The organism is Mesorhizobium sp. B2-8-9 (assembly GCF_006439475.1).
Lineage (GTDB): Bacteria > Pseudomonadota > Alphaproteobacteria > Rhizobiales > Rhizobiaceae > Mesorhizobium.
Genome location: NZ_VFTQ01000002.1, coordinates 427,230 through 452,186, shown reverse-complemented (window position 1 = coordinate 452,186; position 24,957 = coordinate 427,230). Strand labels below are relative to the sequence as shown.

Below are 24,957 nucleotides of genomic sequence, written 5' to 3'. Positions count from 1 at the left end.
CTACTCCCCTACTCCCTACTCCCCTAAACATTCAGCAACAAATACTCCCGCTCCCACGGGCTGATCACTTCCATGAAGGTTTCGAACTCGGCCCGCTTGATCGCTGCGTAAGTGGCGGCGAAGGATGTGCCGAGGATAATGCCGAGCTCCTTGTCGGCCTCGAACAAATCGACCGCTTCCAGCAAGCTGCGCGGCAGGTCGATCTCGTCGGCATTGGCCGTGGTCAGAACCGGCGGTTCAGCTTTGATCTTTCTGGTCATGCCGATCAGCCCGCAGGCAAGCGACGCGGCAAGCGCCAGATAAGGGTTGGCGTCGGAAGACGGGATCCGGTTTTCGACGCGCCGTGCTGCCGGATCGGAGCGCGGCACGCGGAAGGCGGTGGTTCGGTTATCGTAGCCCCATTTGTTGTTGACCGGAGCCGAGGCCTGCTGCGTCAGCCGGCGGTAGGAATTGACGTAGGGCGCGAACATCACCAGCGCGTTCGGCACGTGCTTCTGCATGCCGCCGATGAAATGGAAGAAGGCGTCCGTCTCGGAGCCGTCCTCGGCCGAGAAGATGTTCTTGCCGGTCTTCTTCTCGATGACCGACTGGTGGATATGCATGGCCGAGCCCGGCTGCCCCTGGATCGGCTTGGCCATGAAGGTGGCGTAGATCTCATGCTTCAGCGCCGCCTCGCGAATGGTGCGCTTGAACATGAAAACCTGGTCGGCGAGCTCGATCGGATTGCCGTGTCGCAGATTGATCTCGAGCTGGCCGGCGCCTTCCTCATGGATCAGCGTGTCGATCTCCAGGCCCTGACGTTCCGAGAAATGGTAGATGTCGTCGATCAGTTCGTCGAATTCGTTGACGCCGGCGATCGAATAGCCGGCGCCGCCGCCGATCGGTCGGCCCGAGCGCCCGACCGGCGGCGTCAGCGGATAGTCCGGGTCGGGATTCTTGCGCACCAGATAGAATTCGATCTCGGGAGCCACCACCGGCTTCAGGCCGCGCTCGTCATAGGCGGCAAGCACGCGCTTCAGCACGTTGCGCGGCGTGAACTCGACCGAGCGGCCGTCCTGGTGGACGAGGTCGCAAATCACTGCTGCCGTCGGATCTTCTTCCCAAGGCACAGCCGTCAGCGTTGAGAGATCGGGCAAAAGCTTCAGGTCGCCATCGTCCTCGGGATAGTGGAAGCCGTTGCCGTCCTCGGGATAGCCGCCCGAGATCGTCGTCATGAACACGGCCGAAGGCAGCGCCAGCGAGGTGTTGGAGGTGAATTTCTTCGACGGCATCATCTTGCCGCGCGCGACGCCCGCCTGGTCGGGAGTGATGCACTCGATGTCCTCGATGCCGCGCCATTCGAGCCAGGCGCTGGCTTCCTTCCAGTTCTTCACGCCGCGTTCGTTTTTCAGGAATGCAGGCGTGCGGGCGCGTCCCCCCCGGCTTGACGGACGGACTTCCTTTTTTTCAGGCGGCATCATTCACCAGATTGTGTTGCGGATTTCGAACTATAGCCGGGCGCAACGGGGAAAGGGAAGGGGAGGCGCCGGGCGGCTTGCTCAGGGAGCCGCTCTTTGCGAACCGGGCTGCAGCCTCTGCCGGTCGTTTGCGTCGAGCCATCGCAACAGCGCCGCCGCATAGACTTTGCGCCAACCTCGCTGGGGCGTCGACAGGAACCAGGCCTGGCGTATGTCCCAGCTATCGCCGGCCAGATCGCGCAGCTTGGTGTTGATGATGCCTTTTCCTGACAGCGGGTAGACCGAGAACTCGGAAAAATAGATTTCGCCGTCGATCTCGTAGAAGTCGCAGCGCATGTGATCGAACGGTGCCGTCAGCCGCTCCGCTATCTCGCGCATCCGCAGAAACGATGGCGGCAGATCGATCTTCACCCATTGGCTGCCGCTGCCCGGCGGCACGGGTGCGTGATTGCCGTCGCGGTCGAAATGACTTTTCAACTCGTTGCCCCATCTGTCCCGCCGTGCGGCGTAGACGTAAGCCGTCTTCCCGTTCGAGATATGAAATTTATACTCCAGCGGGACCGGCACATCGTCCTCGAGAAGCATCTCCTCAACGAAGATGAGCCGTCTCGCGCCCTTGTAGGCCCATTCACCGAATTTCCTGCCGTAGCGATTGCGCATCCAGCGCGCCGTTCGCCGCCGCAGCTTCGGCCTGTCCACCTCGCCGTTGCGGATCATCATGTTCCAGCGGCAGCCATGATTGGCCTTCACCACGACATTTCCGGTAAGCAGCGCCGGTGGGATCTGCGTGGCGTCGCGGCCGCTCCACAACACTTTCGCGGTTTTGAGTTCCGGGCATGTTGACAGGGCGTAGTCCTTGGACGCCAGCTTGTCGCATGCCGTGGCATAGACGGGATTATGGTCGAAGATCTTCCGCCACAAGAACTTGTCGACGTAAGACCTAGGCCTGGCCGGGTCGGGAAAGACGCCGCTGTGATCATAGGTTCTTTTCCAGATCAGCGGATGGCGAAGCAGGCACCATGCCACGGTTGCGGCCAGGACCGCGCGATCGGCCATGCCCGCTGCCATTAGCCTGCGCTTCCGCGCCCGGCGGCGCCAGGCCGGAAGCGGACGAACACATCACGGGTCATGTTGCGCGATACGCGGGTGCGGCCGACCACTTCCAGCCGCGGGTCGAGCGTCTCTTCCGCGCGCTCCGACCACAAGCGGGCCAACGAATACGGTTCCCATAGAACGAGCTGGAGATCGGGTGGGGCCGTGTCTGCGACGCGCGACACGACAGCTGCTTTGGGCGAGACCATGCTGGCGATATAGACAAGCTGGGCGGCGCGATAGTCATAGTCGCGCCCGTTGCGGAATTCGGCGCGCATTCGGACGTAGCCGAGTTTGGCTGCCAGAATATTCGCTGTCTCGACCGCTTCCGGCACAATATCCAGCCCGACGATCTCGGGAACCGGTGTCTGATCGCAGATACGGAACATGGTGAACGGGCGGCCGCCGCAGCCGACCATCACGGCGCGCGTGCACCGGCTGAAGTCGACATGCTCGAAGACCTCATCCAGGCGCTTGTAGGCGTCTTTCGAGGACATGACGCCGATGGTCGTTTCCTCCGCCGCTATCTGCCCGAACGAGGTTGGATGCTTCAGCTCCAGCATCTGCCTTATTTCGGCGACGTCTTGCGCATGAACCATTTCGATGAAGGCTCGCGTAAGCATGGGTCGGTAGGCAAACAGTTCCGGGTGGCTGTCTAGCAGCGCTTCGCCCGCCTCATGGCCCATGGCGACGCCAATATCGCGGATGCCGTTGATTAGTTCCGTTGGCGTGCGCTCACGAGCGCTCGCCATGAAGCCTTCCAGCTCGTCTTTCCACGAATTCAGCATGCACCCCCGCTTTGCCGATCTCCGGCTAGAGCTAGCAGTGCCCGGCGAACGCGTCTACACCGCGTTCCGAAGGAGGATGACGTGACAATATCCGCTCTTACCACGATCGGTTTCGATGCCGACGACACGTTGTGGCAGAACGAGCAGTTCTTCCGCATGACTGAGAAGCGCTTTGCCGCAATGCTGGCGGAGCACGGAGACCACGACCAAATCGCGGCAAGACTGCTCGAGGCGGAAAGGCGCAATCTCGCCCTCTACGGCTTCGGCATCAAGGGCTTTACCTTGTCGATGATCGAGACAGCGGTCGAGGTTACCGGCGGGGAGGTGCCTGGTTCGATCATCGGCGAGATACTGGCTGCCGGCCGCGAGATGCTCAGCCACCCGATCGAGCCGCTGCCGCACGCGCGCGAGACGATCGAGAAGCTGGCGGGTTCCTACCATCTGGTGCTGATCACCAAGGGCGACCTCTTCGATCAGGAGCGCAAGCTTGCGCAGTCGGGAATGGGTGACCTTTTCGACGCAGTTGAGATCGTCAGCGACAAGAGCACCGCCACCTATGCCCGCATCTTCAGCCGCTATGGCCGTGGTCCGCAGAACAGCATGATGGTTGGCAATTCCCTCAAGTCCGACGTGATTCCCGCTATCGAGGCCGGCAGTTGGGGCATCCATGTGCCGCACGAATTGACCTGGGCGATCGAACAGGCCGAGGCCCCTGTCGCGGCGCCGCGTTTCCGTCAGATTGCAGATCTTGGCGAGTTGCCGAGCCTTGTCGCGGCTATCGCAAAGGCCGAGTGAACGCTCGAGCCTTAGCCGCGCCCGACCAGGCGATCCACCACCGGTTGCAGTCTCTCGGGCGTGATCGGCTTGGCGACCACCGCATCGACCACGCTCGACAGGCCAAGGCTCTCCGGCGTGCCATTCCTGGTTGAAAGCAGTATCACCGCCGGCAGCGGCTTGCCGGAGGCGCGCCGCAGCGCGTCGATTGCCGACATCAGCCGGTCGCAATCCTTGTTGTCTGGGCCGCCGTCCAGGATGACGGCGCAGGGCAACTGGCCGGTGAGCGTCTTCTCGGCGGTTTCGGGCGTTTCCGAGATCGGTTTCAATCCCGATTTCTCGACGATTTTCGATACCACGACTCGGTTGATCGACGATTTTCCGACAACGAGCACCTTGGAAAAATTCGCCTCGATCGCGCCGGTCCAGGCTGCCGGTTTCGGATGTTTTTCGGAGTGGTCGTCACGGTTGGCGGGACACATCGGCGGGCAGGCACTCTGGTTCAATGCAGGGTTGAAACCTGAGGCACAATTGGGTGAGATCGCGGCCGGTGTCAAGCTGAAACGATCGAGGTCGAAAATATAGCAAGAAATTCCGGAATTCAGCGCAAGTCGTACCTCCTGGCGACGAAGGCAAATCGAAAAAATGCGATAGTCTCCCGGACGTATAGCGTACGGAAGACTATCGCCGAGACTGTTGACGTTACGTCAAGTATGACTCTGCTGGGTAACGATCACCGGGATCAAAAGGTCTCCCCAGTTGCCGTCGCCGCCATGGTGCCTGGCCGAACGCACCAGCTCCACCGAGACGCCGGCCTCGACTGCCTTCATGACCGACTGGTTTAGCCTGTGCAGATCGTTGGCGAGCATGCGGATCGTCGCCTGCTGGTCGACGCTCATCGCGCTCGATTGCTCTTCTGCCCTTTCCTTGACGCGGCTTATCGATGCCATCGCTCTTCTCCTCGATGTAGATGCCCTGCGGGCGTTTCCTCTGGTTGTTATCCGTTACTCGGCCGCCGGCCTGAATTGGGCGTGCTCGGTCGATTCATGCATCGCGGTGGTCGACGACTGGCCGCCGCTGATCGCCATCGACACGGCGTCGAAATAGCCGGTGCCGACCTCTCGCTGGTGCTTGGTCGCGGTATAGCCGCGGGCCTCGGCCGCGAACTCGGCCTCCTGCAATTCCGAATAGGCGGCCATCTGACGGTCCCTGTAGCCGCGCGCCAGCTCGAACATGCCGAAGTTCAACTGGTGGAAGCCGGCGAGCGTGATGAACTGGAACTTGTAACCCATCGCGCCGAGCTCCTTCTGGAACTTCGCGATCGTCGCGTCGTCGAGGTTCTTCTTCCAGTTGAAGGACGGCGAGCAATTGTAGGCGAGCAGCTTACCCGGATGGTGCCTGCGCACGCCCTCGGCGAATTTTCTGGCCTGCGCCAGATCCGGCTTCGAGGTCTCGCACCAGATCAGGTCGGCATGCGGCGCATAGGCCACGGCGCGCGCGATGCAAGGCTCGATGCCGTTCCTGACATTGTAGAAGCCCTCGACCGTTCGGCCGGCGTCGTAGTCGACGAAAGGTCTGTCGCGCTCGTCGATATCGGAGGTCAAAAGCTTCGCTGCCTCTGCGTCCGTGCGCGCCACGACCAGCGTCGGCGTGCCCATCACGTCGGCTGCAAGGCGCGCCGCGTTGAGGTTGCGGATATGCGCCGCGGTCGGGATCAGAACCTTGCCGCCGAGATGGCCGCACTTCTTTTCCGACGCCAGCTGGTCCTCATAGTGGACGCCCGCGGCGCCGGCCTCGATGAACGCCTTCATGATCTCGAAGGCGTTGAGCGGCCCGCCGAAGCCGGCTTCCGCGTCGGCCACGATCGGCGCGAACCAGGTCTCGACCGACAGCCCGTTGCCTTCGGATGTCTCGATCTGGTCGGCGCGCTGCAGGGTGCGATTGATGCGCTTGACCAGTTCCGGCGCCGCATTGGCCGGGTAAAGCGACTGGTCTGGGTACATCGCCGAGGCGGTGTTGGCATCGGCCGCCACCTGCCAGCCCGAGAGATAGATCGCCTTCAGGCCGGCCCGAACCTGCTGCATGGCCTGGTTGCCCGACATCGCGCCCAGCGCATTGACGAAATCCTCCTCGTGGATGAGCTTCCACAGCCGGTTCGCACCCATCTCGGCCAGCGTCTGGCGAATCTGCACGGAGCCGCGCAACCGCTTCACATCCTCCGGCGAGTAGGGGCGCTCGATGCCGTCGAAACGGCCTTCCGGCGCGGAAGGGACGAGGTTGTAAAAATCGGTCATTGGTCACTCCGGGTCGTTTTGGGAACTGCGTCAGCGCTGCATCGCAAAGGCATATTCTGCGACGTCTTGCGTATGACATCGTTTACATTGCAGCGCGAAAGGCACCTAGAAAAACCGCAAGATGCCTCGGAAAATAAGGGAAAAGCTGTGTTGCCATTGACAAGTCAGCTCTGTAAATTTGTCACGATTGTAAAAGCGGCGAAGCGCGCACCGCACTCGACGTTCATGTAAATTCTTGTCAAGGATGGCAGGGATGGCCGACCAGAAGATCTTCGCCGGGCCGCGGCTGCGCCGGCTGCGCAACGCCAGGAGCCTGACCCAGACGGCGATGGCCGAGGGGCTGGGCATCTCGCCATCCTATCTCAACCTGATCGAGCGCAACCAGCGACCGCTGACGGTGCAGCTCATCCTCAAGCTTGCCTCCGTCTACAAGGTCGATCCGCATGAATTGCAGGGAGAGACAAAAGGCTCGATCGCGGCCTTGCGCGAGGCCTTCAGCGATCCGCTTCTTGCCGGCGAGCTGCCCGGCGATCAGGAACTGATCGACCTCGCCGAAACAGCGCCGAACGCTTCGGCGGCGATGGTGAAACTCTTTCGCGCCTATCGCGAGCAGGCCGAGCGCCTGTCCGATCTCAACCAGCTTCTGGCGAAGGAGGGCAGGGCAACCGCGCTGTCCGGCACCCGCATGCCTTCCGACGAAGTCCATGACGTGTTTGAGCGCCGGCCGAACCACTTCGCTTCGCTGGAAGAGGAGGCGGAGGCTTTCACATCGGTCCTTGACCCCGGTGATGATCTGTTCGGCGCGCTCAAAGCCTGGCTGAGGCGCGAGCACGGCATCGTCGTCAAGGTGCTGCCGGTCGCCACCATGCCCAACTGGCGCCGCCGCTACGATCGCCATTCGCAGCGTCTCTTCCTGTCCGAGCGGCTGTCGCCTTTCGACCAATTGCGCGAAGTCGCGATGGAGGCGAGCCTCATACGCATGTCGGTGGCCATCGCGGCTGAGATCCAGGCGCTGAAGCTCGGTACCGACGAGGCCCGCCGGCTCGCTCGCTTCGAGCTCGGCCGCTATGCCGCGCATGCGCTGATGATGCCCTATCAGGCTTTCCATGCCGCCGCCGTTCGCGGCCGTTACGACATCGACGTCCTGCGTTCCCGTTTCGGCGTCTCCTTCGAGCAGGCGGCCAATCGACTGACCATGCTGCAGCGGCCGGGCGCGGCGGGCCTGCCGTTCTTCATGCTGGAAGTCGACAATGCCGGCAACCGCTTTCGCAAGGCCGGCAGCCAGGGCTATCCGCAGAGCCGCTTCGGCGGCAGCTGCCCCAAGCTTCCCGTCCATGCGGCGTTCTCGCAGCCCGGCCAGATCCTCGTCGAAGCGGTCGAGATGCCGGACGGCGCCGAATTCCTCTGCATCGCCCGCACGCTGGAAGGCCCGCAGGGCGCTTTCTCCGAACGGCCGCGTCGCACCGCGCTCCTGCTCGGCTGCGATGTCGGCTTCCGCGACGAGATCGTCTATGGCGCGGCGCTGCCGGCCGCAGCCGCCGGCAAGCCCGGTCAAGGCTTCGCTACGCCGGTAGGCCCCGCCTGCAGGCTTTGCGAGCGCGTCGGCTGCCTGGCGCGCGCCGAGCCGCCGGTGACGCGCCCGCTCGGCCTCGACGAGATGGTGACGGGCCTCAGCGCCTTCGATTTTCAAGGCTGACATCGGCGGATGTGTCCTAAGTCTCGCCGGGTGCTGGATCACGCCCGGCCGGCGTCTTTGCGCTACGCGATTGAGGCATAATTCTTTCTGAGGCACAGTTCTGTCGTCTAAGACACAAGTCTTGTTGTCCTTGCTGCATCGAACGCAACTCGCTGACAGTCATGTCCATGACCGATACCGCCTCACCCGGCGCCCCGTCCTCCACTGCCTTGCCGGCCGTCTCGCCGCGCGAGGAGCGGATCGGTATGCTCCTGGTCTTCCTTTCGGCGCTTATGTGGAGCTTCGGCGGCGCCATCGCCCGTTTCATACATGTCGGCGACAGCTGGACCGTGGTGTTCTGGCGTTCGCTGTGGGCCGTGGCCTTTCTGATCGCCTTCATGCTGTGGCGCGACGGCTGGCGCGGCACCCTGAAGCTCTTTCGGCACATGGGACTGCCCGGCCTTGGCGTCGCCTTCTGCTTCGCCACCGCCTCGACCAGCTTCGTGGTGGCGCTTGCCTACACCACGGTCGCCAACATCCTCCTGATGCAGGCCGGCGTGCCGCTGCTTGCGGCGCTCCTTGCCTGGCTGCTGTTTCGCGAACGGGTCGCTCCGGCCACCTGGATCGCCATCGCCGCCGTTATCGCCGGCGTCGCCATCATGGTTTCCGAATCCCTGGGCGGCGCCGTCTCGCCGATCGGCGACGGCCTGGCACTGCTGATCGCGGTGATGTTTTCGCTCGCGACCGTGATCACCCGGCGCTTTGCCCATGTGCGCATGGTGCCGGCCACCTGTCTCGGCGCGTTGCTCGCCGGTGCGTTCGCCGCTTCCCAGGCCTCGGCATTCGCGGTCTCGGGGCGCGACATGGGCTTCCTCTTTGCCTTTGGCGTCATCAACCTTGGCGCCGGCCTCGCCTTTTTCGCCATGGGCGCGCGGCTGGTGCCGGCGGCGATCGCGGCGCTGCTCGGCACCTTCGAGCCGATCCTTGGGCCGATCTGGGTCTGGCTTGTCCATTCCGAAGTGCCGTCGGTGCGCACCATCATCGGCGGTGCGGTCGTCGTCACGGCACTGCTCGTCCACATCGGTCTGGAGTTCAAGCGACAGGCGCGGCCTGCACGTCCCGGCGTAACCGGCCTGCCGTCGCCCAATTGACGTTAACGCATGTCGCCCAAAAGTGCGCAGCGGTTTTGGGAGAGCGACATGCATCAAAACAAAGACTTAAAGCGCTTCGCCTAAATCCCTTTCAGCGTGACGCGCTTTAGGCAGCCTCCCCCATTGACAACCCAGTTGCCGGGCGGGCAGGCTGCAATTACGGCAACAACAAGACAGGCGTATCTTGCCAAGTGTCTCCGCCGGCCCGCTCGGGACCGGACTGCATCGTCATAGCTCTCAATACGCCACGGTGAATGCCGTTGACGCCGCCCGGGTGCCTCGCCGGGAGGCCAAAATGTCTCGAACTCTGATGCCGTTACCGGGCCTTGCGTGGAGAGTTCACGCTTGTCGCTCTCCAGAAAGCTCAATACTCTCAAACCAAAGCCGCCCCGCCATATCGCGACGAGCCGGCAAGGGAACACTCACCAAAGGAGAACACCATGATCCGCAAAGCGCTTTGGCTTTCGGCGACGTCGGCATTTCTGACGCTTTTCACAATAAGCGGCCACGCCGAAGACCGCGTCGTCAACGTCTACAACTGGTCGGACTATATCGACAGCTCGATCATCGACGACTTCACCAAGAAGACGGGCATCAAGGTCGTTTATGACACCTTTGATTCCAACGAGATCCTGGAGACGAAACTGCTTGCCGGCGGCAGCGGTTATGACGTCGTCGTGCCGAGCGCCAACTTCCTGGCGCGCCAGATCCAGGCAGGCGTGTTCCAGAAGCTCGACAAGTCGAAGCTGCCCAACATCTCCAACATGTGGGACGTCATTTCCGAGCGTACCGCCAAATACGATCCGGGCAACGAATATTCGGTCAACTACATGTGGGGCACGGTCGGCCTCGGCTATAACGTCAAGAAGGTGCAGGCCGCACTCGGCACCGACAAGATCGACAGCTGGGACGTCTTCTTCAATCCGGACAAGCTGGCCAAGCTGAAGGATTGCGGCGTCTATGTGCTGGACTCTCCCACCGACGTCATTCCGGCGGCGCTTAAATACCTCGGCCTCGACCCCAACAGCACCTCGCCCGATGACATTTCCAAGGCCGAGGAGGCGTTGCTGAAGGTGCGGCCCTATGTCCGCAAGTTCCATTCGTCCGAATACATCAACGCCTTGGCCAATGGCGACATCTGCCTGGCGATCGGCTGGTCGGGCGACGTCTTCCAGGCGCGTAACCGCGCCGTGGAAGCCAAGCAGGGCGTCGAGATCGGCTATTCGGTGCCCAAGGAAGGCGCCGAGATGTGGTTCGACCAGATGGCGATCCCTGCGGATGCGCCGCATGTCGCCGACGCGCTCGAATTCATCAACTACATGATGACGCCCGAAGTCATCGCCAAATCGTCGAATTACGTGCTCTACGCCAACGGCAACAAAGCCTCGCAGCAATTCGTCGATAAGGCGATCCTGGAAGATCCTTCGGTCTATCCGGACGAAGAGACGATGAAGAAGCTGTATACGATTGCGCCATACGATCCCAAGACGCAGCGCATTATCACGCGCACCTGGACCAAAATCGTCACCGGCCAGTGAGCATTGTGACGCGACCCCGGCAGCCAACTGCCGGGGTCGCTTTCTTTTGGGGATTTCTAAAAAAGTAACGGAGTGGGATCATGAAATCGCTTGGCAGCATCCGCAGGGATTTCGCGCCATGGAACGACCCGAATGCCAAGCCATATATCCAGTTCGACAAGGTGACCAAAAAGTTCGGCGATTTCACCGCCGTCAACAACCTGTCGCTGACCATCTTCGAGCGCGAGTTCTTCGCCCTGCTCGGCGCGTCCGGCTGCGGAAAGTCGACCCTGCTCAGGATGCTCGCCGGCTTCGAGGAGCCGTCGGCGGGCCGCATCCTGCTCGACGGGCAGGATTTGCGCGGCATCCCGCCCTACAAGCGGCCGGTCAACATGATGTTCCAATCCTACGCGCTGTTCCCGCATATGACGGTGGAAAAGAACATCGCCTTCGGCCTCAAGCAGGAGGGCATGCCTGGACCCGATATCGAAAAGCGCGTCGCCGAGATGCTGAAGCTTGTCAAGCTCGAGCAGTTCGCCAAGCGCAAGCCGCACCAGCTCTCGGGCGGCCAGCGCCAGCGCGTGGCGCTTGCCCGCTCGGTCGCCAAGCGCCCGAAGGTTCTGCTCCTCGACGAGCCGCTCGGCGCTTTGGACAAGAAGCTGCGCGAGGAAACGCAGTTCGAGCTGATGGACCTGCAGCAGGAGCTCGGCCTCACCTTCGTCGTCGTCACCCACGACCAGGAGGAGGCCATGACCATGGCCGACCGCATCGCCATCATGGACAAGGGCGAGGTGATGCAGGTCGCGACGCCTGCCGAGATCTACGAGGCGCCGGCCTCGCGCTTCGTTGCGCATTTCGTCGGCAATGTGAACATGTTCGAAGGCAAGGTTGCCGAACATATGACAAGCACCACGCGCATAACCGGCGCGACAGGAGCGCAGATCGTCGTCGACAATGGCAGCAACGCCGCTGCCGGCTCCGACATCGTCTTCGCGATCCGGCCGGAGAAGATCAAGGTCTCCTCGAAAAAGCCGGCCGATGCCGTCAACGCGCTCGAAGGCGAGGTCTACGACGTCGCCTATCTCGGCGACATGACCGTCTATCATATCAAGCTTGACGACGGCCAGATGGTGCGGGCAAGCGCGTTGAACGCTTCACGCATCACCGAGGATCCGCTCACCTGGAACGATCGCGCCTGGGTCTCCTTCCGGCCCGATGCCGGCGTCGTGTTGACCAGGTAGGAGGCTGAGATGACGGACATCGCAGCGACCGCCGCCCCATCGACCGAAACCGCAACACTGCCGGCGAGGCTGGCGACAGGCTTCGTCAACCGCCTGGTCATCATCGTCCCCTATCTCTGGCTGCTGTTCTTCTTCCTTGTTCCCTTCGTCATCGTGTTCAAGATCTCGCTGTCTCAAACGGCGATCTCGATGCCCCCTTATACGCCGGTGCTCGGCTTCAAGGACGGCTTTTCGGGATTTTTCGCCGCCGTCCGCGAGCTCAACTTCAATAACTACACCTGGCTCACCCAGGACGCGCTCTATTTCAACGCCTATGTGACGAGCCTGGTCATCGCGGGAATCTCGACGATACTCACCCTGATCGTCGGCTATCCGATCGCCTATGGCATGGCGCGGGCGCCAGCCACGATCCGCCCGACCTTGCTGATGCTGGTGATCCTGCCCTTCTGGACCTCGTTCCTGATCCGCGTCTATGCCTGGATCGGCATCCTGAAACCCGAGGGCCTGCTCAATCAGGTTCTGCTCGCCACCGGCCTGATCAGCCAGCCGCTGGTGATCCTCAACACCTACACCGCCATCTTCATCGGCATCGTCTATTCCTACCTGCCCTTCATGGTGCTGCCGCTCTATTCCTCGCTGGAGAAGATGGACTATTCGCTGATCGAGGCCGCGCAGGACCTCGGCTGCCCGCCGACCGGCGCCTTCTGGAAGATCACCTTCCCGCTGTCGCTGCCAGGCGTTGTCGCCGGCTGCCTGCTGGTGTTCATCCCGGCCGTCGGCGAGTTCGTCATCCCCGACCTTCTCGGCGGCTCGCAGACGCTGATGATCGGCAAGACGCTCTGGAACGAGTTCTTCTCCAACCGTGATTGGCCGGTCTCGTCGGCGGTGGCCGTCATCCTGCTGCTGGTGCTGACCATCCCGATCATGTTCTTCCAGCAGGCTCAGGCCAAGGCACAGGAGCAGGGCAGATGAACTCCACCTGGAGCCGCTTCAACATCACCTCGATCGTGCTGGGCTTTGCCTTCCTCTATCTGCCGATCGTGCTTCTGATCGTCTTTTCCTTCAACGAATCCAAGCTCGTCACCGTCTGGGGCGGCTTTTCGACCAAATGGTACGTGTCGCTGTTCCACAATCAGGGCCTGATGGACGCCACCTGGGTCACGGCGCGCGTCGGCGTCATCTCCGCGACCGTCGCCACCGTGCTCGGCACGCTTGCCGCCATCACGCTGACGCGCTACACGCGCTTCAAGGGACGTGTGCTCTTCTCGGGCATGGTCTTCGCGCCGCTGGTCATGCCGGAAGTCATAACCGGCCTCTCGCTGCTCTTGCTCTTCGTCGCCGTCGGGCTCGACCGCGGTTTCGTCACGGTGACGCTCGCCCACATCACCTTCACCATGTGCTTCGTCGCCGTCGTCGTGCAGTCGCGGCTGGTCACGTTCGACCGCTCGCTGGAGGAGGCGGCGATGGATCTCGGCGCGCCGCCGGTGAAGACCTTCTTCCAGATCACCTTGCCGGTCATCCTGCCGGCGATCATCTCCGGCTGGATGCTGGCGTTCACGCTCTCGCTGGACGATCTGGTCATCGCGAGCTTCACCTCGGGTCCCGGCGCCACCACGCTGCCGATGAAGATCTACAGCCAGGTGCGCCTCGGCGTGACGCCCGAGATCAACGCCGCCTGCACCATCCTGATCGCGGTGGTGGCGGTCGGCGTCATCATCGCCTCGATCGCCAACAAGCGGCGCGAGATCCAGCGCCAGCTCGATGAGCAGGCCGCGCAGCGCGGTTGAGCGTGACGAGAAGCGGGGACGCTTGCGTCCCTCGCATTTACTGGCCTGAAACGCCGGGAGCGATCGGCGATATGAACGGCGCGCTCCAGTTGCCGCCGACGAAGAACAGCGGCTGGCTCGGCCGCGCGGGAGCCGGGCTGGCCGCCTGACTGTTGGCCTGCTGGGGCTGCTGCGCCGGCTGTCCGTTGGGCACCACTCCGCCCGAGAGCGCCAGCCCGCGGCCGACATAGGAGGCGATGCCGGACAGCCAGATCTTGTATTTCTGCGAATTGATCTCGGCCTTGTCCAGGCGCGCCACGCCCTTCGAAATGCTGGCCTTGATCTCGGCGCCGTCGATCGGCAGCGATCCATTGGCGACGTCGTCGAGCGCGAAGAAACCGCCCTGCTGGTTGCGCTTGAGGAAGGCCGGCAGGTCGAGCCCATTGATAGTGCCCGGACCGAACGTCGCCGAGAACGATCCGTCGGCATTCTCAAAGATGGAATTCCAGGCCTTGCCCGGTCCCTTGAGGATGACCGATACGGTCCCGGTGCTGGCCGGCACCAGCCGCGTCATTCCCGCCGCCGTGGCAAAGGCTCCCGTATCTACGTCCGATGCCAGGAGCCGCATCTCGACCTGCGTGCCTTCCGGCTTGCGGTCGAAGCGCAGGCTGCTCTGGATGTTGCCGTTGAAGGCAGACGCGTCGGATATGTCGAAGACGGCAAGACCGTTCTTGACCTGCGCGGTTGCCGCGACGTCGGCGAGCTGGACCGGCCCCGCCATGGCATGCGCCGCCGACAGCCTGAGGTCGAGATTGATGCGGTCGGCGAAACTGGTGTCGATATCGCCTGGGCCGGCCTCGCCGGTCGGCGCAATAGGCGTGAAAGCCGACAGGAAAGATCTGAGATCCAGCGTGTCGAAGGCGAGCGTGCCGGCAATCACCGGGCTCCCCTCGGCGACGGAGAAATCCAGCGCGCCCATGCCCGGGTTGTTGTTGAACGTGACCGTGGTGTTCTCGAATTTCGCGCGCCCTGCCGAGGCGTTCACCTTGCTGGCGATCGAGACCGCGCCGATCGCAGCACCCGGCGCGATCCCTGCCTGCGACCACTCCAGCACGCGCCGCAGCGACGGGGCGGCAAACTTCGCCTGGCCGTCCAGATAGGCATTGTCCGACATCGAGGCCGTGCCGTCGAAGGAAAACGTCGCGGGCGCGGCCTTGAAGGAGAGGGTGACGGGCGCCGCCCCTCCGCCAAACAGCACCAGCGGTTTCGCCGAGGAGAAATCCAGCTGCATGCTTTCGCCGCGCCAGATTCCGCTCGCGGTCAGCGACGCCTCGCTGTTCATCGCTTCCCAGTTCACCTGGCCGCTCAGGCTGCTCAGGATTTCGATGTCCTTGCCGTCAACCGAAGTCACCACGCGACCATCGCGGAATTCGACGGTGCCGAACGGATCGGACGGCAATTTGCCGAGATCCGGCTTCTGCGGGTTGGCGGTGACCACGCCGCGCGCGGTGTCGATCGAGCGCGTGATGCGCCCGCCGGTCGGAAGCGGCGGCAGATAAAAGCCGCTGGCGGTGCGCTGCACCCTGATAGTCGGGCGCACCAGCCTGGCGGTCGAGAAGGCGACGTTGCCCTGCAAGGCCGCCATGGCGGAGAGATCGACTTCCACGCGATCGGCCTCGACCACCGGCGGCGCTTCGGTCTCGGTCCATTGCGACAGCGTCACGTCGCTGAGGATGGCCCGGAATTTCGGCCACACCTCGATACGCGGCGAGCCGTCGATCGTGACTCTGAAGCCGCTCCAGGCACTCAATTCCCAGGCGATGCGGTCGCGCACGATGCGGGTCGAGGCAATCAGCGGCAGCGCCGCGACCGCGAGCGCGATGACGAGCACGGCAACGCCGATCGCCCACACCCCGCGCCGGATCAGAGATGATCGCATTTCGCCCCGTATGCTTTCGTTGCCAACAAAATCGCCCGACGGGTGTAACCGAGCGCCGACGCTTTTCAAGTCTTTATGGCCTTGCGATGGCATTTGCACAGCGGCCGCCATAGGCCGCCCGAACAAAATCTTGCTCTGCTGCGCCGCAATATGCATAAGCGGTCTGCACGATCCCGATCCGCAATCGCACGCCGTTTCTGGGACGATGGCATATGCGACGTTGGGCTTAACTGGCTCGAAAGCGACGCTTTGGGAGGAGCGATCATGGCCGCCGACACACCTTTGTGGACCCCGACGCAGGAGCGGATCGACGCAGCGCCGATGACCGCGTTTAGGAAGGCCGCGGAGGCAACGGCTGCGCGTTCTTTCTCCGGCTATGCCGAACTGCATCGCTGGTCGACCGACAACCGCGAAGCCTTCTGGGACCTGGTCTGGGATTTCTGCGCGCTTGTCGGCGACAAGGGCGAGCGGCGCCTCGTCGACGGCGAGCGGATGCCCGGCGCAGCTTTCTTTCCCGACGCCAGGCTGAATTTCGCCGAGAACCTTTTGCAGAAAACCGGCGCCGGCGAGGCGATCGTCTTTCGCGGCGAGGACAAGGTCGAGCGGCGGCTCTCCTGGAACGAGCTCCACGCGCTGACCTCGCGCCTGCAGCAGCTCTTCCTGTCGCTCGGCGTCAAGGCCGGCGACCGCATTGCCGCCATGATGCCGAATATGCCCGAAACCATCGCCGCGATGCTGGCGGCAAGCTCGATCGGCGCGGTCTGGTCGTCATGCTCTCCCGATTTCGGCGAGCAGGGCGTGCTCGACCGCTTCGGCCAGATCGAGCCGATCGTCTTCATCGCGCCGGACGGCTATTGGTACAACGGCAAGGCGATCGAGGTGGCCGACAAGATCCGCGCTGTCGCGGACAAGCTGGCAAGCCTGAGCAAGGTGCTGATCGTCGACTATCTCGGCACCTCGAGCGATGTCGCCGCCACCATCGACAAGGCAGCCGCGCTCGAAGACGCGCTCTCGCCTTTTGCCGCAAAGCCCGTCGGCTTCGAGCGGCTGCCCTTCGCGCATCCGCTCTACATCCTGTTTTCCTCGGGCACGACCGGCATCCCGAAATGCATCGTGCATTCGGCGGGCGGCACGCTGATCCAGCACGTCAAGGAGCACCGGCTGCATGCCGGCCTGCTCGACGGCGATCGCCTGTTCTATTTCACCACCTGCGGCTGGATGATGTGGAACTGGCTGGTCTCGGGCCTCGCCTCCGGCGCGACGCTGCTGCTTTATGACGGCTCGCCTTTCTACCCCGACGGCAATGTGCTGTTCGATTTCGCCGATGCCGAGAAGATGACCTATTTCGGCACCTCGGCCAAATTCATCGATTCGGTTCGCAAGGCCGGTCTGAAGCCGATCGCGAGCCACGATCTGTCGCGCGTGCGCACCATCTCCTCGACCGGCTCGCCGCTGTCGCCGGAGGATTTCCGCTTCGTCTATGACGGCATCAAGAAGGACGTGCACCTGGCCTCGATCTCGGGCGGCACCGACATCGTTTCCTGCTTCGTGCTCGGCGTGCCGACCGAGCCGGTCTGGACCGGCGAGATCCAAGGCCCCGGCCTTGGCCTGGCGGTCGACGTCTGGAACGATGACGGCAAGCCTGTGAGGCAGGAGAAGGGCGAGCTTGTCTGCACCAAGGCCTTCCCGTCGATGCCGATCGGCTTCTGGAACGACCCCGAAGGCATGAAATATCACGCGGCCTATTTCGAGCGTTTCGATAATGTCTGGTGCCATGGCGACTTCGCCGAATGGACGGAACATGGCGGCATGATCATCCACGGCCGCTCCGATGCCACGCTCAATCCGGGCGGGGTCCGGATCGGCACGGCCGAGATCTACAACCAGGTCGAGCAGATGCCGGAAATCCTCGAGGCGCTCTGCATTGGCCAGGATTTCGACAATGATGTCCGTGTCGTGCTGTTCGTGCGGCTCGCCCCCGGCGTGAGCTTGGACGAGGATCTGGAAAAGCGCATTCGCGCCAGGATCCGCACCGGCGCCAGCCCGCGCCACGTGCCGACCAGGATCGTCGCCGTCGCCGACATCCCGCGCACCAAGTCCGGCAAGATCACCGAGCTCGCCGTACGCGACGTGGTCCACGGCCGTGCCGTGAAGAACAAGGAAGCGCTCGCCAATCCCGAGGCGCTAGAGCTGTTCCGCGACCTGCCGCAGCTGGCAAGCTGACCGATGTAGTTAACGAAATCTGTCCGGCGAATTTACCTAGATTTCACGGGTGGTACACATTCGTAAATTTTTTCGCGGCCCGGTAAGGACTTGTTAAGAGACGACGCTGATAGTCGCGTGTAACTTGAGGGAGAAATCCCGTTCCTCGTCCCCTGAGGTTCTGCTCAAGCCCCCGTTGTGACAGCATCCCATTTCTCAAGGCGTCCTCTTGGACGCCTTTTTCTTTGGCCGTCGCTGTCGCGTGCATTTTATTCGGCGAGCACGCGCGTGGAGGGGAAGCCGACCTCGACCAGGGTTCCTTCACCTGGCGTCGAGGTGATGGCGAAACGGGCGCGGTTCGCCTCCACCATGGCCTTGGTGAGGGGCAGGCCGAGGCCGGTGCCGTCACCGCGTCCGCGCTTCAGCGCATTGATCTGCTTGAACGGTTTCAACGCCTGCTCGATTTCGGCCTGGGTCATGCCGATGCCGGTGTCGCGTACACGCATGACGACGTCGCCCGAGGCCTCGTAGGCGGTCGAGACGATCACCTGGCCGCCCGCCTGGGTGTAGCGAATGGCGTTGGACAGGATGTTGAGGGCGATCTGGCGCACGCTTCTCAGATCCGCCACCACTTCCGGCAGCCGCGATGCGAAGCTGGAGCGAATGATGACGCGCTCGCGATTGGCCTGCGGCTGCATCATCGCCACCGTCTCGGCCAGCGTGTCGTTGAGCGACACCGCTTCGTAATCCATCTCCTGCTGGCCTGCCTCGATCTTGGAGATGTCGAGCAGGTCGTTGACCAGGTCGAGCACATGGTTGCCCGAGCGGTTGATGTCGCGCAGGTAGTCGCGATAGCGGTCGTTGGTGATCGGACCGAATTTCTCGTCTACCATCAGCTCGGAAAAACCGATGATGGCATTGAGCGGCGTGCGGATCTCGTGGCTGATGCGGGCCAGGAAATCGGTCTTCTGCGAGGAGGCGCGCTCGGCCACTGCGCGTGCCTGCGTCAGGTCTTCCTCGGCCCGCTTCCATTGCGTGATGTCGCGCACCACGGCGCAGAAGCCGCTGTCGTTGGGCAGCCTGCCGATGGTCATGAACAGCGGGATGAAACGCCCCTGCGCCTCGCGGCCGATGACCTCGCGGCCGTCATTGAGCACGCTCGCGACACCCGGCTCCGAAAGCCCGGCCAGATAGTCGCGCGCCGCGCGCTGGCTTTCTATGGCAAACAGCGAGGCAAAGGGCTTGCCCGCGACCTCGTCGCTGTCGAAACCGAACAGCGCTTCCGCCGGACGGCTGATCGAGCGGATGTTGCCGTCACGGCCGATCAGCACGACGCCGTCGGTGGCTGTATCGATGATGGTGCGCATCTCCGCGATGCGCGATTTCAGTTCCGGCACGTCCGGCTGCAGCGCCGGCTCGTCATTCGCGGCGGTGAAATGCGCCGCATCGTCCTCGCCGGAACGCCGCACCACCAGCATCAGCGCCTTGCCGCCGCGCCACGGCACCGAGCGCAGCAGCGCGTCGATCGGGAATTCCAGGCCCTGGCGGGTCTTGAGCTTCAGCGAGTGGTCGCTTTCGTCCGTCGCGGTGTCCTCGGCATAGGAATCGGCGAAGAGCGCGCCCAGGCCGCCTGCATCCGCGAGGTCGTCCAGCGCATCATAGCCGGTGAGTTCGAGGAAGGCGTCATTGGCATAATGCAGCATGTCGCCCGAATGGATGAGCAGCGGCACAGGCAGCCGTGCGAGGATGGATGTGTCGGGTGCCTTGGCTTCCGCTCCGGTCGAAAACGCGGACGGCACAAAACCGGAAAGTTTAAGCGGCGGCACGTCGAGGCGTCGCCGCGTCCCGGCTGTCGCGTCCAGTTCTTCCGACTGTTCTTCCGCGGTCTTGGCGGCATCTGTATCGGAGCCTGCCCAGTCCTCATTGTCCTGCGCATCGCGGAAGTCGTCGGCGGTCATGCTATCGTCCGCCGTCGCATCGGAGGCGGGCTGCCCGGCCGCGACCGGCAGCGCCGCAGGCTCTTCGACGGGCCGCTGCGGCTTCGCGGCAGCAGGTTCGGCGGCCTCCCGGGCGCCCTCTGCTTGCTCGTTCTGGGAAACCGGCGCGACGCCGGCGTCTTCCGTGGGTTTCCCGCCATCGGCAAAGTTGAGCAGCGAGCCGGAAACAGCCGAGGTCTCGGCCAGGCCGGCGTCGTTGATCTCGGCGGCGCCATCGATGCCGTCGAGCCGCGCCAGATCGTCCTGGTCTTCCGCCTCGGTCTCCGCTTCCGCGGCCTTCACGTCGTCGGCTTCCGAGGGCGTGGACAAGGTCGCGCCCTGGGCGGAATCGTCGTGCTCCGCCGCATCGGGTGGAAGCGGCTGGCTTGCGTCGGCCCTTGTTTCGCTGGCCGCTTCCTTCACCTTTGCCGCGTCCACGCTGGCAACAGCGGCATCGGGCCGCTTGTCGGCTTCGGGGGCGCGTTCCTCGGCAGGGGCGGAACTGTCCTTGCGCAGCCGCTCGCCGATCTCGCGGAAGGCGCTGCGCTCGAGGATCGACAGGCCCTTGTGATTTGCCGGCGTGTCGCTTCCCGGTTGCTTGTCGTTGGCCGGTTGGCGATGCTCGGCCAGCCTTATCACCTTGTCGGCAAAGCGTCGCTCCGGCTTCGGCACGATGGTCAGCGCCGGCACTTCGCCCCGGAAGGGGTCTTCGGGCCTTGGCTTTTCCAGAGGCGTCTGCTCTGCCGGCTGATCGCCCGACGCGTCGGGCCCGCCGGGGGTAGCCCCGGCAGGAGCGGCATTCGGCACCAGAGCCATGCCAAGCGCTTCCGGATCGACCACGGCGTCGGCGCTGCGCGCGACGCCAAAGCCGCGAAAACCCTCGAAGGCGCGGCTGCGGCCATAGACGGGCAGGGCCGCCAGATCGACGGGGATCTTCAGACCCGTTCCGGCCACCGGCCACAGCACCGAGCGGCCGGACCAGGTATCGCGCCGGTCGAGCAGGCCGGCGATCTCGCCCGAGGCGTCGAGGCCGAAAGTGGCGGCGACATCCTTGAAGCGGCGGCCGATCACATCGGCGGCAGGCTGGCCGACGATGTCGGCGAATTCGGGCGACAGCGCGCTGAACCGACCTTCGGCGTCGGTGCGCCAGACGAAGCGCAATGGGGCCGCCGACCGGTCGATGTCGCGCGGCAGGCCCGGCAGGGCTGATTTGGCAGTCTCGCGTGCAGCGGCGCCCGCATCTTGGCCTTCGGCTGCGGCGGCACCTTCCGGCTCGTCCTTCGCCGGCGCTGCCGGTTGAGCATGCCCGGCGCCATCGTCGCCGGCGTTGAAATACCAATGGTCGTGCTGGTCGGCGCCGGCGTCGGCGGCCTGATGGTCTGTCCGGGTAGGCCGCTGGCCGGCCAAGGTCCGGCCCTCCGCGTCGGGCTGTGCGTCGCTGTCGGGAGCCTCTGGCGCCGGCTCGTCCTCTTTGCCAGCCGCCACGGTAGGCACTGGGTTGTCCTGGGCAGGCTGAGACTCGGGCTCGATTGCCGCGCTTTCACCTTGGGACGGGGCGCTGACCGCCTCTGGCGCCGCAACTCCCTGATCGCCGGTCCGATCGCCTTGGCCGGCGGCCGCCCGATCGTCCTGGCCGCTATCGGAGTCGTCGAGCTGCGCCTCGTCGATCACCACCAGCAGATGCCGCGTGTCGGTGAGCCGCGCAAAACCGGCCGGGTAGGCGGTGTCGGTGCCCGGCACGAGGCGTTTGACGATACGGTCGCCGCTGCTTGCCACATCCGCAACCAGGGCAGCCAACGTCCGCGGCTCGATGCCGAGCGCCGCAAAGCCGTCCGAGGCTGCCTCGACCTCGCCTTTCGCGTCGACAAAGGCAATGAAATGCCCGGCCTCGGTAAAGCCGCCGATGGCGCGGCCGGCGATCTCGACGGCGCTGCGCGAAGTGGTCTGTGCCGCCGGCACCGCCAGCATGATTGCCGCCTCGCCGTCCGGCATCGTCACGGCGCTGGCCAGAAAGCCGACGGCGCGGCTTTCCATGCCGGTGGCCAGCCTCACCGTGACGGCGCGGTCGCTGCCGATGTCGGGAAAACCGCTGGTCGCCATGATCTGCCGGCGGGCGATCAGCGGCAGCCGCGCCGAGGCGCCGATGATGGCCTCGATATCCGGATAGCCGAAGGCCGACGCCCCCGGACCGTTCGCCCAGATCACCTGTTCGAGGTCGACGGCCAAAATGACCAAAGCATCGCCCGCGGCAAAGCGCTGGCGCACCGCGTCGAGCACGGCAACGTCGAGGAAGGAGTAGTTTTCAGGCGGCATGCGCTGGCCAACCCTCCGGAGCGGGCATTTTTCAGTTAACGCTTTGTTAATAAAAGCCCGCGGCCCGGAGGTCCACAAGCCTAAGCTTGCATCGGTCGAAATCTCTGGGCTCTTGGTTAACGGCTCTCGTGGCTGACGCAGGGGAAAGATTTTATGGTGCGGTGCAGCAAAGATATTGCAATGCACAAAAAAGTCCTTTATATTGCCATCATACATGAACGAGACGGCTTTCTGTCAAAGCCGCTGCCGCGAAAGGTTGGAAAATGTCCAAGACCACTGCCAAATCCGCCGAGACCATCGAAAACGTCGAATTCCCGAGCTTTGATGCTTCCAAGGCCACCGACCAGATCCGCGCCTTCGCCGAGAAGGGCGTCGAGCAGTCGAAGGAAGCCTATGCCAAGCTGAAGACCGGCGCCGAGGAGACCCAGAAGGTTCTGGAGTCGACCTACGAGACCGCCAAGACCGTTTCCAGCGACGTTTCGCTGAAGACCATCGCCGCGCTGCGCGCCAATGCCGAGGCCAGCTTCTCGCACCTCGAAGCCCTGGTCGGCGCCAAGACCCTTTCGGAAGTCGTCGAGCTGCAGACCTCCTTCCTGCGCAAGCGCGTCGAAATGGCCGTTGAGCAGGCCAAGGAGTTCCAGACCGTTGCCACCAAGGCGGTCGAGGACGTCTCTAAGCCGGTCAAGAGCGCCTTCGAGAAGGCGATGAAGGACGTCAAGGCCGCCTGATTTCAGCGCACAACGCTGCGATGCATCAAAACGTCGCATTTCGTCAGACAAATAGTCATGCGATAGGTTGAGCAACCAGATACCCGGAAATGGAACCTCCTCCCTCCGTTTTCGGGGTGACCAGCCAGCACCTCCTCCCGCTGGCTCGTAACAGGAAAAGGCCGGCACCTCCTCCCGCCGGCCTTTTCTTTTGCCTTGACGAAAGGCGAATGAGGAAACCAATCGTTTACCTTATCAAGGCCCTTGAATTAGAATCCGATAGCCCGTATTTGACGCATCGCCGAACGACAGAGCGGATCACGGAGAATGAAGCTTTCACCTCGATCCAGCTCAGGCAGGCAGGCCGTTGTAGCTCAGCTGGTTAGAGCGCCGGATTGTGGATCCGGAGGTCGCTGGTTCGATCCCAGCCAACGGTACCATCACTCTCGATGATCTGAACGTGCACCTTGAACCCTTCCATTCCTTCGGCTCCGCGGACCATGGGCAAGCTCTCTTGTCTCTAGGGCGAGATATATTGTCCCATGGACAAGGTGTCTTGCCGGTCGAGGCCGACTCGGCTCGAATGGAGCATGCATCCTTTGCAGGGATGCGGACGTTCATGACGACCAACCGGCTTTGCCGCTAGGGAAAAAAGCAGTATGAGTGAACATGCGATCGAGTTCTTGCGCGGATGGATTGGCGAGAAAGTCCAATGCCAGCATTTGCCGATCAAGATCGACAAGCAGGCCGAGACCCTTGCCAAGGAATGCTGCGCCAAGGCCGCCGAGGCAGGCATTCTGCTGGAGGACATCCAGGAAGAGGTCGGCGACATCCAGGAATTGATCGCGTCGCGCCTCGAGGAAGCCGTTGAAGAGGGCAGCAGCGAAGTCAACCCGGACAAACCGGAATAAACACCGGCCTGCCACGGGCCGGCGGCGCCGTTTCTCAGCCGAATTTTTCCTCCAGCCATTCCTTCGGCAGCGCCGGCACGAAATTGCCGTCGCGCCCCGTCATATCCGCATTGGCAACCAATGCGTTGAGGATCGCTTCCTCCACGCCTTGCACGACCGCGTCGAAGAACGGGTCGATGTCGACGTCCGGGATGAATTCCGCGCGGGCGATGCGGCCTGAAGGCGCAAGCGCGGCCTCGGCATTGGCGGTCGAGAAGGCGAGAAAAATATCGCCAGAACTGTGATAGCCATAGCCCCCGGTCACGGCAATGCCGAGCGGCACGCGCCGGGCGAGCCGCTTCATCTGATGCGGCAGCAACGGCGCGTCGGTGGCGATGACGGCAATGATGGAACCCTTTTCGGCGCGCGGCGTGCCCTCGCGGATGGCCGGTTGGGCCAATTCCGGGCCGACACGCCGGCCGCGAATGGTGAAATTGTGCCTTTTGCCGAAATTCGCCTGCACGAAGACACCAAGCGTGTAGCGCCGGTCCCGCCATCCGACGATGCGCGAGGCGGTGCCGAATCCGGCCTTGAAGCCGAAGCTTATCATGCCGGTTCCGCCACCGACGCTGCCTTCCTCGATGGCGCCGCCGCTGGCGCTGTCGAGTGCCGTGGTCACATGGTCGACGCTCACATGATGGCCGTTGATGTCGTTGAGGAAGCCGTCATAGGTCTCTGCCGCCACCGGCAGGCCCCAGCCGCTATCGAGCGCAGCCGGCAAGACGCGATGCATCCAGCGCAAGGTGGCATCGCGGGTCACGCCGCAGGAATGCGTGTTGGTGATGGTGACCGGGAAATTGAAGGCGCCGGTTTCCTCGATGATATGCGTTCCGGTCAACTCGCCATTACCGTTCTGGCTGAACACGCCGGCGAACACCGGCGTCGCGAGTTCCTGAGCCGGCCTTGGCAGGATCGCGGTCACGCCGGTGCGCACCGGTCCGGTGCCGACCTGCAGCGGGCCGTCGCCTGAAATGAGCGTCGTGTAGCCCACCGACACGCCCGGCACGTCGGTGATGGCGTTGAAAAGGCCCGGTGTGCCATCGAGCGCGATACCGAACGAGCGCAGGCGCGGCTTGCCCGACGGGGTGCGAAGATGCGGGTCGTGGTCGCTCATT

19 protein-coding genes and 1 tRNA gene are annotated in these 24,957 nt (G+C 63.4%); 11 read left to right on the top strand and 9 right to left on the bottom strand.

All coding sequences use genetic code 11. The features are described from left to right. Positions 1–23: 23 nt before the first annotated feature. The 3 genes from FJ423_RS04415 to FJ423_RS04405 all read right to left on the bottom strand — a co-directional run bounded on the left by FJ423_RS04415 (position 24) and on the right by FJ423_RS04405 (position 3,301). The gene (locus FJ423_RS04415) at positions 24–1,457 is read right to left on the bottom strand and encodes a glutamine synthetase family protein (RefSeq protein WP_140839482.1); all 1,434 of its coding nucleotides are present in this window, start codon (positions 1,455–1,457) and stop codon (positions 24–26) included. A gap of 81 nt (positions 1,458–1,538) precedes the next feature. Beyond that, on the bottom strand, positions 1,539–2,513 hold the full coding sequence (locus FJ423_RS04410) for an ATP-grasp fold amidoligase family protein (protein WP_181174711.1): 975 nt from the start codon (positions 2,511–2,513) through the stop codon (positions 1,539–1,541). An 11-nt stretch (positions 2,514–2,524) separates the two neighbouring features. Next, positions 2,525–3,301, bottom strand: coding sequence for a hypothetical protein (locus tag FJ423_RS04405; RefSeq protein WP_140839478.1), 777 nt, complete (start codon positions 3,299–3,301; stop codon positions 2,525–2,527). Positions 3,302–3,424: 123 nt separating this feature from the next. On the opposite strand from FJ423_RS04405, the gene FJ423_RS04400 reads away from it, so the two are divergent. Then, positions 3,425–4,132, top strand: a complete 708-nt coding sequence (locus tag FJ423_RS04400; protein WP_181174721.1) for an HAD family hydrolase — start codon at positions 3,425–3,427, stop codon at positions 4,130–4,132. 11 nt (positions 4,133–4,143) lie between these two features. Here FJ423_RS04400 and FJ423_RS04395 read toward each other — a convergent pair whose 3' ends face one another. The 3 genes from FJ423_RS04395 to aceA all read right to left on the bottom strand — a co-directional run bounded on the left by FJ423_RS04395 (position 4,144) and on the right by aceA (position 6,405). Further along, positions 4,144–4,593 carry a response regulator gene (locus FJ423_RS04395; RefSeq protein ID WP_140839547.1) on the bottom strand — a complete coding sequence of 150 codons (450 nt, stop codon included), beginning with the start codon at positions 4,591–4,593 and terminating at the stop codon, positions 4,144–4,146. A 225-nt stretch (positions 4,594–4,818) separates the two neighbouring features. Further along, positions 4,819–5,061, bottom strand: coding sequence for a hypothetical protein (locus tag FJ423_RS04390; RefSeq protein WP_027168360.1), 243 nt, complete (start codon positions 5,059–5,061; stop codon positions 4,819–4,821). Between the two features lie 54 nt (positions 5,062–5,115). Further along, complete coding sequence (gene aceA / locus FJ423_RS04385; RefSeq protein WP_140839474.1) at positions 5,116–6,405, bottom strand: isocitrate lyase; 1,290 nt, start codon at positions 6,403–6,405, stop codon at positions 5,116–5,118. A gap of 253 nt (positions 6,406–6,658) precedes the next feature. On the opposite strand from aceA, the gene FJ423_RS04380 reads away from it, so the two are divergent. The 6 genes from FJ423_RS04380 to FJ423_RS04355 all read left to right on the top strand — a co-directional run bounded on the left by FJ423_RS04380 (position 6,659) and on the right by FJ423_RS04355 (position 13,776). Further along, a complete protein-coding gene (locus tag FJ423_RS04380) occupies positions 6,659–8,101 on the top strand; it encodes an XRE family transcriptional regulator (protein ID WP_140839472.1) in 1,443 nt (480 codons plus the stop codon). A gap of 167 nt (positions 8,102–8,268) precedes the next feature. Further along, the gene (locus FJ423_RS04375) at positions 8,269–9,231 is read left to right on the top strand and encodes a DMT family transporter (protein WP_140839545.1); all 963 of its coding nucleotides are present in this window, start codon (positions 8,269–8,271) and stop codon (positions 9,229–9,231) included. Positions 9,232–9,671: 440 nt separating this feature from the next. Further along, complete coding sequence (locus FJ423_RS04370) at positions 9,672–10,769, top strand: polyamine ABC transporter substrate-binding protein (protein WP_140839470.1); 1,098 nt, start codon at positions 9,672–9,674, stop codon at positions 10,767–10,769. A gap of 80 nt (positions 10,770–10,849) precedes the next feature. Further along, positions 10,850–11,989, top strand: coding sequence for an ABC transporter ATP-binding protein (locus FJ423_RS04365; protein WP_140839468.1), 1,140 nt, complete (start codon positions 10,850–10,852; stop codon positions 11,987–11,989). A 9-nt stretch (positions 11,990–11,998) separates the two neighbouring features. After that, complete coding sequence (locus tag FJ423_RS04360) at positions 11,999–12,961, top strand: ABC transporter permease subunit (protein ID WP_140839466.1); 963 nt, start codon at positions 11,999–12,001, stop codon at positions 12,959–12,961. Next, entirely contained in the window at positions 12,958–13,776 is an 819-nt protein-coding gene (locus FJ423_RS04355; RefSeq protein ID WP_140543466.1) for an ABC transporter permease subunit, read from the top strand. The genes FJ423_RS04360 and FJ423_RS04355 overlap by 4 nt, the downstream gene beginning before the upstream one ends. Before the next feature lie 37 nt (positions 13,777–13,813). Here the strand turns inward: FJ423_RS04355 and FJ423_RS04350 are convergent, their stop codons facing one another. Continuing rightward, entirely contained in the window at positions 13,814–15,694 is a 1,881-nt protein-coding gene (locus FJ423_RS04350) for an AsmA family protein (RefSeq protein WP_140839464.1), read from the bottom strand. 264 nt (positions 15,695–15,958) lie between these two features. Between FJ423_RS04350 and FJ423_RS04345 the strand changes: the two genes are divergently transcribed. Further along, positions 15,959–17,917 carry an acetoacetate--CoA ligase gene (locus FJ423_RS04345; RefSeq protein ID WP_140839462.1) on the top strand — a complete coding sequence of 653 codons (1,959 nt, stop codon included), beginning with the start codon at positions 15,959–15,961 and terminating at the stop codon, positions 17,915–17,917. A 248-nt stretch (positions 17,918–18,165) separates the two neighbouring features. Here the strand turns inward: FJ423_RS04345 and FJ423_RS04340 are convergent, their stop codons facing one another. After that, positions 18,166–22,185, bottom strand: a complete 4,020-nt coding sequence (locus FJ423_RS04340; RefSeq protein ID WP_140839460.1) for a PAS domain S-box protein — start codon at positions 22,183–22,185, stop codon at positions 18,166–18,168. A 263-nt stretch (positions 22,186–22,448) separates the two neighbouring features. Here FJ423_RS04340 and FJ423_RS04335 point away from each other — a divergent pair, with 263 nt between their 5' ends. The 3 genes from FJ423_RS04335 (at position 22,449) to FJ423_RS04325 (ending at position 23,803) form a co-directional block, all read left to right on the top strand. After that, positions 22,449–22,913: a phasin gene (locus FJ423_RS04335; protein WP_095769951.1), complete on the top strand. Its 465-nt coding sequence runs from the start codon at positions 22,449–22,451 to the stop codon at positions 22,911–22,913. 342 nt (positions 22,914–23,255) lie between these two features. Beyond that, positions 23,256–23,332 (top strand) — tRNA-His (locus FJ423_RS04330). A 219-nt stretch (positions 23,333–23,551) separates the two neighbouring features. Then, positions 23,552–23,803, top strand: coding sequence for a DUF768 domain-containing protein (locus FJ423_RS04325; RefSeq protein ID WP_095769952.1), 252 nt, complete (start codon positions 23,552–23,554; stop codon positions 23,801–23,803). A 34-nt stretch (positions 23,804–23,837) separates the two neighbouring features. Here FJ423_RS04325 and FJ423_RS04320 read toward each other — a convergent pair whose 3' ends face one another. Further along, positions 23,838–24,956 (bottom strand): P1 family peptidase, encoded by a 1,119-nt coding sequence (locus tag FJ423_RS04320; RefSeq protein WP_140839458.1) that lies wholly within the window; start codon positions 24,954–24,956, stop codon positions 23,838–23,840. Position 24,957: the final 1 nt, after the last annotated feature.

Bases quoted from the DNA above. Each gene is read 5' to 3' on its own strand.
- FJ423_RS04415 (WP_140839482.1), bottom strand. From the start codon at position 1,457: ATGCCGCCTGAAAAAAAGGAAGTCCGTCCGTCAAGCCGGGGGGGACGC.
- FJ423_RS04410 (WP_181174711.1), bottom strand. From the start codon at position 2,513: ATGGCCGATCGCGCGGTCCTGGCCGCAACCGTGGCATGGTGCCTGCTT.
- FJ423_RS04405 (WP_140839478.1), bottom strand. From the start codon at position 3,301: ATGGCGAGCGCTCGTGAGCGCACGCCAACGGAACTAATCAACGGCATC.
- FJ423_RS04395 (WP_140839547.1), bottom strand. From the start codon at position 4,593: ATGTGTCCCGCCAACCGTGACGACCACTCCGAAAAACATCCGAAACCG.
- FJ423_RS04390 (WP_027168360.1), bottom strand. From the start codon at position 5,061: ATGGCATCGATAAGCCGCGTCAAGGAAAGGGCAGAAGAGCAATCGAGC.
- aceA (WP_140839474.1), bottom strand. From the start codon at position 6,405: ATGACCGATTTTTACAACCTCGTCCCTTCCGCGCCGGAAGGCCGTTTC.
- FJ423_RS04380 (WP_140839472.1), top strand. From the start codon at position 6,659: ATGGCCGACCAGAAGATCTTCGCCGGGCCGCGGCTGCGCCGGCTGCGC.
- FJ423_RS04375 (WP_140839545.1), top strand. From the start codon at position 8,269: ATGACCGATACCGCCTCACCCGGCGCCCCGTCCTCCACTGCCTTGCCG.
- FJ423_RS04370 (WP_140839470.1), top strand. From the start codon at position 9,672: ATGATCCGCAAAGCGCTTTGGCTTTCGGCGACGTCGGCATTTCTGACG.
- FJ423_RS04365 (WP_140839468.1), top strand. From the start codon at position 10,850: ATGAAATCGCTTGGCAGCATCCGCAGGGATTTCGCGCCATGGAACGAC.
- FJ423_RS04360 (WP_140839466.1), top strand. From the start codon at position 11,999: ATGACGGACATCGCAGCGACCGCCGCCCCATCGACCGAAACCGCAACA.
- FJ423_RS04355 (WP_140543466.1), top strand. From the start codon at position 12,958: ATGAACTCCACCTGGAGCCGCTTCAACATCACCTCGATCGTGCTGGGC.
- FJ423_RS04350 (WP_140839464.1), bottom strand. From the start codon at position 15,694: ATGCGATCATCTCTGATCCGGCGCGGGGTGTGGGCGATCGGCGTTGCC.
- FJ423_RS04345 (WP_140839462.1), top strand. From the start codon at position 15,959: ATGGCCGCCGACACACCTTTGTGGACCCCGACGCAGGAGCGGATCGAC.
- FJ423_RS04340 (WP_140839460.1), bottom strand. From the start codon at position 22,185: ATGCCGCCTGAAAACTACTCCTTCCTCGACGTTGCCGTGCTCGACGCG.
- FJ423_RS04335 (WP_095769951.1), top strand. From the start codon at position 22,449: ATGTCCAAGACCACTGCCAAATCCGCCGAGACCATCGAAAACGTCGAA.
- FJ423_RS04325 (WP_095769952.1), top strand. From the start codon at position 23,552: ATGAGTGAACATGCGATCGAGTTCTTGCGCGGATGGATTGGCGAGAAA.
- FJ423_RS04320 (WP_140839458.1), bottom strand. From the start codon at position 24,956: ATGAGCGACCACGACCCGCATCTTCGCACCCCGTCGGGCAAGCCGCGC.